The sequence below is a fragment of the Stenotrophomonas sp. STEN030 genome, from assembly GCF_056759995.1.
In genome coordinates this window covers 109,821-115,820 of the sequence record NZ_JBRREB010000007.1, presented here as the reverse complement: position 1 = coordinate 115,820, position 6,000 = coordinate 109,821, and the positions used below count along the sequence as shown (strand labels likewise).

Annotated in this window: 8 protein-coding genes; 1 reads left to right on the top strand and 7 read right to left on the bottom strand. The window is 63.5% G+C overall.

The annotated features are described in order from the left end of the window. Positions 1-65: 65 nt before the first annotated feature. The 3 genes from ACVOLR_RS04000 to ACVOLR_RS03990 all read right to left on the bottom strand — a co-directional run bounded on the left by ACVOLR_RS04000 (position 66) and on the right by ACVOLR_RS03990 (position 2,701). Entirely contained in the window at positions 66-998 is a 933-nt protein-coding gene (locus tag ACVOLR_RS04000) for an MBL fold metallo-hydrolase (protein ID WP_481535291.1), read from the bottom strand. Positions 999-1,083: 85 nt separating this feature from the next. After that, positions 1,084-1,377: a hypothetical protein gene (locus tag ACVOLR_RS03995; RefSeq protein WP_481535290.1), complete on the bottom strand. Its 294-nt coding sequence runs from the start codon at positions 1,375-1,377 to the stop codon at positions 1,084-1,086. A gap of 22 nt (positions 1,378-1,399) precedes the next feature. Continuing rightward, complete coding sequence (locus tag ACVOLR_RS03990) at positions 1,400-2,701, bottom strand: tryptophan--tRNA ligase (RefSeq protein WP_481535289.1); 1,302 nt, start codon at positions 2,699-2,701, stop codon at positions 1,400-1,402. A gap of 121 nt (positions 2,702-2,822) precedes the next feature. Between ACVOLR_RS03990 and ACVOLR_RS03985 the strand changes: the two genes are divergently transcribed. Beyond that, entirely contained in the window at positions 2,823-3,650 is an 828-nt protein-coding gene (locus ACVOLR_RS03985; protein WP_481535288.1) for a hypothetical protein, read from the top strand. A gap of 386 nt (positions 3,651-4,036) precedes the next feature. On the opposite strand, the gene ACVOLR_RS03980 is transcribed toward ACVOLR_RS03985, so the two are convergent. From ACVOLR_RS03980 to rocF, 4 genes are all read right to left on the bottom strand, one after another. Next, entirely contained in the window at positions 4,037-4,258 is a 222-nt protein-coding gene (locus ACVOLR_RS03980; protein ID WP_481515056.1) for a CsbD family protein, read from the bottom strand. Positions 4,259-4,446: 188 nt separating this feature from the next. Further along, positions 4,447-4,584, bottom strand: coding sequence for an entericidin A/B family lipoprotein (locus ACVOLR_RS03975; RefSeq protein ID WP_481510314.1), 138 nt, complete (start codon positions 4,582-4,584; stop codon positions 4,447-4,449). Between the two features lie 54 nt (positions 4,585-4,638). Further along, a complete protein-coding gene (locus ACVOLR_RS03970; RefSeq protein WP_481512942.1) occupies positions 4,639-4,791 on the bottom strand; it encodes an entericidin A/B family lipoprotein in 153 nt (50 codons plus the stop codon). Between the two features lie 144 nt (positions 4,792-4,935). Then, entirely contained in the window at positions 4,936-5,856 is a 921-nt protein-coding gene (gene rocF, locus ACVOLR_RS03965) for an arginase (RefSeq protein ID WP_481535287.1), read from the bottom strand. Positions 5,857-6,000 lie beyond the last annotated feature (144 nt).

The window sequence follows — 6,000 nt, the reverse complement described above, 5'->3', positions numbered from 1 at the left end:
CCCGCTCGGTCCCGCCCCGCCCGCCGCCTGAGATCGCCCCGCCACTACAGGAAACCCGCTCGATTTCAGCGCTTCTCGCGGTCCAGCCAGCAGGCAAGACCTTGCGCGTTGAGCTCGATGTCCATCGCCAACACGCGCAGCACCTCCGACGCATCCAACGGGCTGCCCTGCAATCGCAAACGCGCCACATACAACGCGCCCAGCGCATCCACCAGCAAACGATGCCGCTGCGGCTCGCCATTGCAGCGCTGTGCGATCGCCACCATCGCGTCGATCTGCTCGTGCAGTTCCCTGGCCAATCGTGCTGTACCTTCCACCCGGCCGTAATGGGTCAGGTACATGCCTTCAGGTGATTCAAGCATCAATCGCTTGATCGAGGCGTGCATCGCCTCCGGCTCAAACTGCACCGGCGACGAGGTGGGAATGATGAAAGCACCACCAGCATGATCCAGCTCGCGATACGACAGGCCGAACGTGTCGCCGGTAAACCAGCTGCGGCTGGCCGCATCCCACACACAGAAGTGATGGCGTGCATGCCCCGGTGTATCCACGCAGACCAGCTCGCGCCCCGCCAATGAAACCCGGTGTCCGTCTTCCGCCACCACCACACGCGCGGCCGGCACCGGCACGATCTGGCCATAACTACGCGCGATCTCGGCTTCGCCGTACACCGCGGTAGCACCAGCAATCAGTCGGGTCGGATCGATCATGTGCTGTGCGCCGCGCGGGTGCACGACCAACCTGGCATTGGGCAGCTGCTGCATCAGCGCACCGGCACCGCCGGCGTGATCCAGATGCACATGGGTGACGATCAACCAATCGATGTCCGCAGGTTGCAAACCTGCCTGTGCAATACAGGCCAGTAGATTCGGCAAGGAATGCGTGGTTCCGCAGTCGACGAACGCGCCGCGCCCGTCCTGCACGATCAGATAGGCCGCATCGAAGTGATCGCGCTGGAATGCGGTATCGATGGTGTGGATGCCATGGGCAGCAGACATGCGGGGACTCCGGCAGAAACTGGCTTCGATCCTGCCAGCCGTCCCGCCGCCACTCAACCCGGACTTTTGTCGCAGCCGCGTCAGTTCAGTGATGCAGTACGCGTGGGCGCAGCAGCAGGGCAAGCACCATCACTGCCAGGAAGCCGCCGTAGGCGTACAGCACGGCCAGGATCTGCTTCCACAGGCCTTCGGCGACCTCGGTGGCACCCACGTGGTAACCCCACAACATGAAGCCGATGCTGGCCACCAGGGCCAGCACCAGCATCGATGTGTCAAACAAGGTGCGTGCGCGGTTGCGCGGCTGGCGTGGGAACCACCAGTACAGCGCACCCATCACGCAGAACCATGGGAGAAACAACAACAACGACAACCAGGCCATCGACGTGCTCCTCCACAGGGGTTTATTCCTTCGCCGCAGCCTCACGCAGCTCGCGCAATGCCGCCAGCACCGGCTCCACTTCTACTTCGACCTTGAACAGCTCGCTCTGCAGCGCATCGCCCTGCTCGGCCTGCTTGAGCACGGCGATCAGCTGGCCGGCATCGCGCGGTGAATCAAAGCCTTCGCTCTGGATCAGCAGTTCACCTTCGCCATCGAGCAGCTTGAAGTAGAAGCGGCCATCCTTCTCGCGGTACTGCTTGAACAGCGGCAGCGCAGCCTTGGCAGCGACGGCGGCCTTGGGCTTGTCACCCGCGGCAGACAGGTCACGCAGGCCGACGGCGTGGCGCAGTTCCTTCAACAGCGGGATGGCGAACTGCTCGCGCAGCTGCTGGCCGCGTCTGCGCAGGATGGCTTCGATCTTTTCGGGCTCGGCCATCAAGGCGTTGTAGCGCTCGCGCAGCGGCGACAGTTCGGCGTCGATGCGCTCGAACAACTGCTGCTTGGCATCGCCCCAGCTGATGCCCTCGGCAAAAGCCTTGGCGAAAGCTGCGGTCTGCTCCGGGCTGGCGAAGGCCTGGTACATCTGGAACAGCGCCGAGCCTTCGGTGTCCTTGGGCTCGCCGGGCATGCGCGAGTCGGTGAGGATGGAGAACACTAGCTTCTTCAGCTCTTCGCGCGGCACGAACAGCGGGATGGTGTTGCTGTAGCTCTTGCTCATCTTGCGGCCGTCCAGGCCGGCCAGGGTGGCCACCTGTTCGTCGATGATCACTTCCGGCAGGGCGAAGTACTCCTTGCCGTAGACGTGGTTGAAGCGTTGGGCGAAATCGCGCGCCATCTCGATGTGCTGGATCTGGTCACGACCCACCGGCACCTTGTTGGCGTTGAAGATCAGAATATCGGCGGCCATCAATACCGGGTACATGAACAGGCCGGCGCTGACGCCTGCGTCGTCGTCGAGCTGCTCCTCGCGGTTCTTGTCCACCGCGGCCTTGTAGGCATGGGCGCGGTTGAGGATGCCCTTGCTGGCGACCACGGTGAGGAACCACATCAGCTCGGTGGTTTCCGGGATGTCGCTCTGCCGGTAGAACCACACCTTGTCCGGGTCCAGGCCGCAGGCCAGCCAGCTGGCCGCGATCTCCAGGGTCGAACGCTGGGTGCGCTCGGGCTCCTGCGCCTTGATCAGGCTGTGCAGGTCGGCCAGGAAGAAGAAGCTCTCGATATCCGAGGCCTGGCTGGCGGCGATGGCCGGGCGGATGGCGCCGACGTAATTGCCGAGATGGGGAGTGCCGGAGGGGGTGATGCCGGTAAGGACGCGGGTAGTCATGTAAACCAAGCTGACGAGCGGATGAACCGGGCCAGTGTAACCGCCCCAGCCTGTCCCCGCCCTCAACCCCATTGCCCGCGGCCGGCCGTTTGAAGCCACGTACCCCGCCAAGGAGCCTGCCATGTACCGTTTTCTAGCCAGTGTGTTGTCGGTTGTCGCGCTATGCGGGTTCAGCCCGGTACGGCCGGCAGATGAGGGTCCGGTGCAGCTGTCGGTGATCGACCGCGACGACGGGCAGGAGCTGGACCTGTATCCGCACCGGGGCCAGCAATGGGTGGCCGGCAGCCCCGGCCACCGCTACAGCGTGCGCATGCAGAACCGCAGCGGCCAGCGCGTGCTGGTGGTGCTGTCGGTGGACGGGGTCAATGCCATCACCGGCCAGACCGCCTCGCCCAGCCAGTCCGGCTATGTGCTGGAGCCCTGGCAGAGCAGCGAGATCACCGGCTGGCGCAAGTCCAATGCCGAGGTGGCGCAGTTCGTGTTCACCAGCTCCAGCGACAGCTATGCCAGCCGCACCGGCCGCCCGGCCAATGTCGGGGTGATCGGCATCGCGGTGTTCAACGAGGCGCGCCGGCCGGTGTATGACGCGCGTCCGCTGCCAATGCCGCGGCCGACCCCGCGACCGATGCCGCAGTACGAAGACCGTGCGCAGGCCGGTGCGAGCGCCAGCAGCCGCGCGGCCGAAGCCGCTGCGCCCAGTGCGTCGGCCAAGAGTGAGTCGCGGCAGCGGCTGGGCACCGGTCACGGTGAGCGTGAGTGGTCGAGCTCGTCGCTGACCAGCTTCGAGCGTGCCAGCCGCAATCCGGTGCAGGTCAGTGAGGTGCGTTATGACTCACGTCAGCGCCTGGTGGCGATGGGCATCCTGCCGCGCGGCTATCCTCGGGTAGACAACTCGCCGCAGGCCTTCCCGAGCGGCTTTGTGCCTGATCCGCCGGCGCGTGGGCGTTGATCGCGAAAACAGACAGCCATTGATTTGTGGAAGCGGCGTGAGCCGCGAAGCTGACGCCGCTCAAGCACTCAACAACCATGTCATCTGATGATGCCCTTGCTTCGCGGCTTACACCGCTCCCACAAAAGCAACAGGCCTTCTCCCAGCGGCTTTGTGCCTGATCCGCCGGCGCGTGGGCGTTGACCGCGAAACCAGACAGCCATTGATTTGTGGGAGCGGCGTGAGCCGCGAAGCTGGCGCGGCTCAAGCACTCAACAACCATGTCATCTGATGATGCCCTTGCTTCGCGGCTTACGCCGCTCCTACAAAAAGCAAAAAGAAACCGATGCCAAAGGTCTGGCATCGGCTTCTGATTGAGGCAAACCACTTACCTCAATCACCCCACATCAGTGGTAATCGGGATAGTCCTTGTGCAGCGCCTTCTGGAAGTCGCGCACTTCGGTTTCGGCGCGGTCCTTGGCCCAGCCATAACGTTCCTGCAGGCGACCGGCCAGGTATTCGGCGTTGCCTTCAGCCACCTTCAGATCGTCGTCGGTGATGTCGCCCCACTTGGCCTGTACCTTGCCCTTGAGCTGGGTCCACTTGCCGGAAATGATGTCTTTGTTCATTACGCTGCTCCTCCGGGGGATACGCGGTTGATTCGCGTGGGACCACCTTCGCTGCCGCGCCGTTGGCATCAGGTCCATGATTCGTTGTGTGCTGCTGACCTTGGTGAACATCGCTTCAGCTAGCAAACCCAGGCATGAAAAAGGCCGGCGATGCCGGCCTCTTCATTCATCTGGATGGTGCTGCCGGATCAATGCCCCTTGGCAGCACCTTCAACTTTCTCGCCCACCTTCTGCACGTCTTTGCCGGCACCGGCAACCGTGTTGCAGCCAGACAGCACCGCGACTGAGAACAGCGACAACAACATCAGGGCGACCAAACGCTTCATGTGATTCTCCTGTGGTGGTTCCATCGGTGCGGCCCGCAAGGGACCGCGCGTTCATCAGCACTTGCCGTCTTTACAGTCCTGCGCCTTGTCTTCGACCTTTTCCCCCGCCTTCTGCATGTCCTTGCCAGCGCCGGCCATGGTGTTGCAGCCGCTGAGCATGCCAACCGAGAACGCACCCACCAGGGCCAACATCAGTAATCGCTTCATTGTTGATCGTCTCCTCACTGATAAGGCGGAAGTCGTGCCGAGGAGCCGGCGACAGGCATTCCGCGTGTGAAGACGAATCTGGCGGCTGGGCCGTGTGCTCCGCGTGAAACCGCGCAGCACACGTTCAGCGATGTCGATCAAACGTTAATCACGCATCAAGGTGGATTTGCCGAACAGGCTTTCCACCAGGTCCACGGCCAGCTCGGCGGTGCGGTTCTGGTGATCGAGCAGCGGATTCAGTTCGACGATGTCCAGCGAGCCCATCAGGCCGGTGTCGGCGATCATCTCCATCACCAGCTGCGCCTCGCGATAATTGACGCCGCCGGGCACCGTGGTGCCAACACCCGGGGCGATGCTGGGGTCGAGGAAATCCACATCGAAACTCACGTGCAGATGGGTATTGGCATCAACGCCATGCAGCGCGGCTTCGATCGTGCGCTTCATGCCGGCTTCGTCGATATGGCGCATGTCGTACACGTCCACACGGTGCTGCTTGATCAAGCGCTTCTCTTCCGGGTCCACCGAGCGGATGCCGATCTGGTGCACCTGCCACGGTGCGATCGCCGGGGCGCTGCCGCCCAGATGGGTCAGGCCTTCCGGGCCCAGGCCGCACAGGCAGGCCACCGGCATGCCGTGGATGTTGCCGGACGGAGTGACATCGGAGGTATTGAAGTCCGAGTGTGCATCCAGCCACAGCACGCGCAACTGCTTGCCCTGCTCACGGCACCAGCGCGCAACCGCGGTGATCGAACCCACGCCCAGGCAGTGGTCGCCACCGAGCATGATCGGCAGGCGCCCTTCATTCAGCTCAGCATAGGTCGCCTCCATCAGCGCATGGTTCCACGCCACCACTTCATCGAGATGGCGGTAGCCCTGCACCGGGCCGGTCCACGGATTGCGCGGGCCGTCGAGGTTGCCGATATCACGCACTTCCACACCGCGCTCGACCAACGCCTCAGGCAAGCCGGCAATGCGCAGCGCCTCCGGGCCAAGCCGCGCACCGCGCGCACCAGCACCCACATCGGTAGGCACGCCAATCAGCGACACCGGACGAAAACCAGTCATACCACCTCCGTTGCAAATGAAAGTAGTTTAGCGAGCGGCTGCGGAAAGGCCTTGCGGCAGCGCGTCAAACCAGCGCCGCAGCAAGCCGTTGCGGCTGCTGCATCGCGTTTTCCGGCAAGCTTACGCCCGGCACATGTCAGTCAT

Bases quoted from the DNA above. Each gene is read 5' to 3' on its own strand.
- ACVOLR_RS04000 (WP_481535291.1), bottom strand. From the start codon at position 998: ATGTCTGCTGCCCATGGCATCCACACCATCGATACCGCATTCCAGCGC.
- ACVOLR_RS03995 (WP_481535290.1), bottom strand. From the start codon at position 1,377: ATGGCCTGGTTGTCGTTGTTGTTGTTTCTCCCATGGTTCTGCGTGATG.
- ACVOLR_RS03990 (WP_481535289.1), bottom strand. From the start codon at position 2,701: ATGACTACCCGCGTCCTTACCGGCATCACCCCCTCCGGCACTCCCCAT.
- ACVOLR_RS03985 (WP_481535288.1), top strand. From the start codon at position 2,823: ATGTACCGTTTTCTAGCCAGTGTGTTGTCGGTTGTCGCGCTATGCGGG.
- ACVOLR_RS03980 (WP_481515056.1), bottom strand. From the start codon at position 4,258: ATGAACAAAGACATCATTTCCGGCAAGTGGACCCAGCTCAAGGGCAAG.
- ACVOLR_RS03975 (WP_481510314.1), bottom strand. From the start codon at position 4,584: ATGAAGCGTTTGGTCGCCCTGATGTTGTTGTCGCTGTTCTCAGTCGCG.
- ACVOLR_RS03970 (WP_481512942.1), bottom strand. From the start codon at position 4,791: ATGAAGCGATTACTGATGTTGGCCCTGGTGGGTGCGTTCTCGGTTGGC.
- rocF (WP_481535287.1), bottom strand. From the start codon at position 5,856: ATGACTGGTTTTCGTCCGGTGTCGCTGATTGGCGTGCCTACCGATGTG.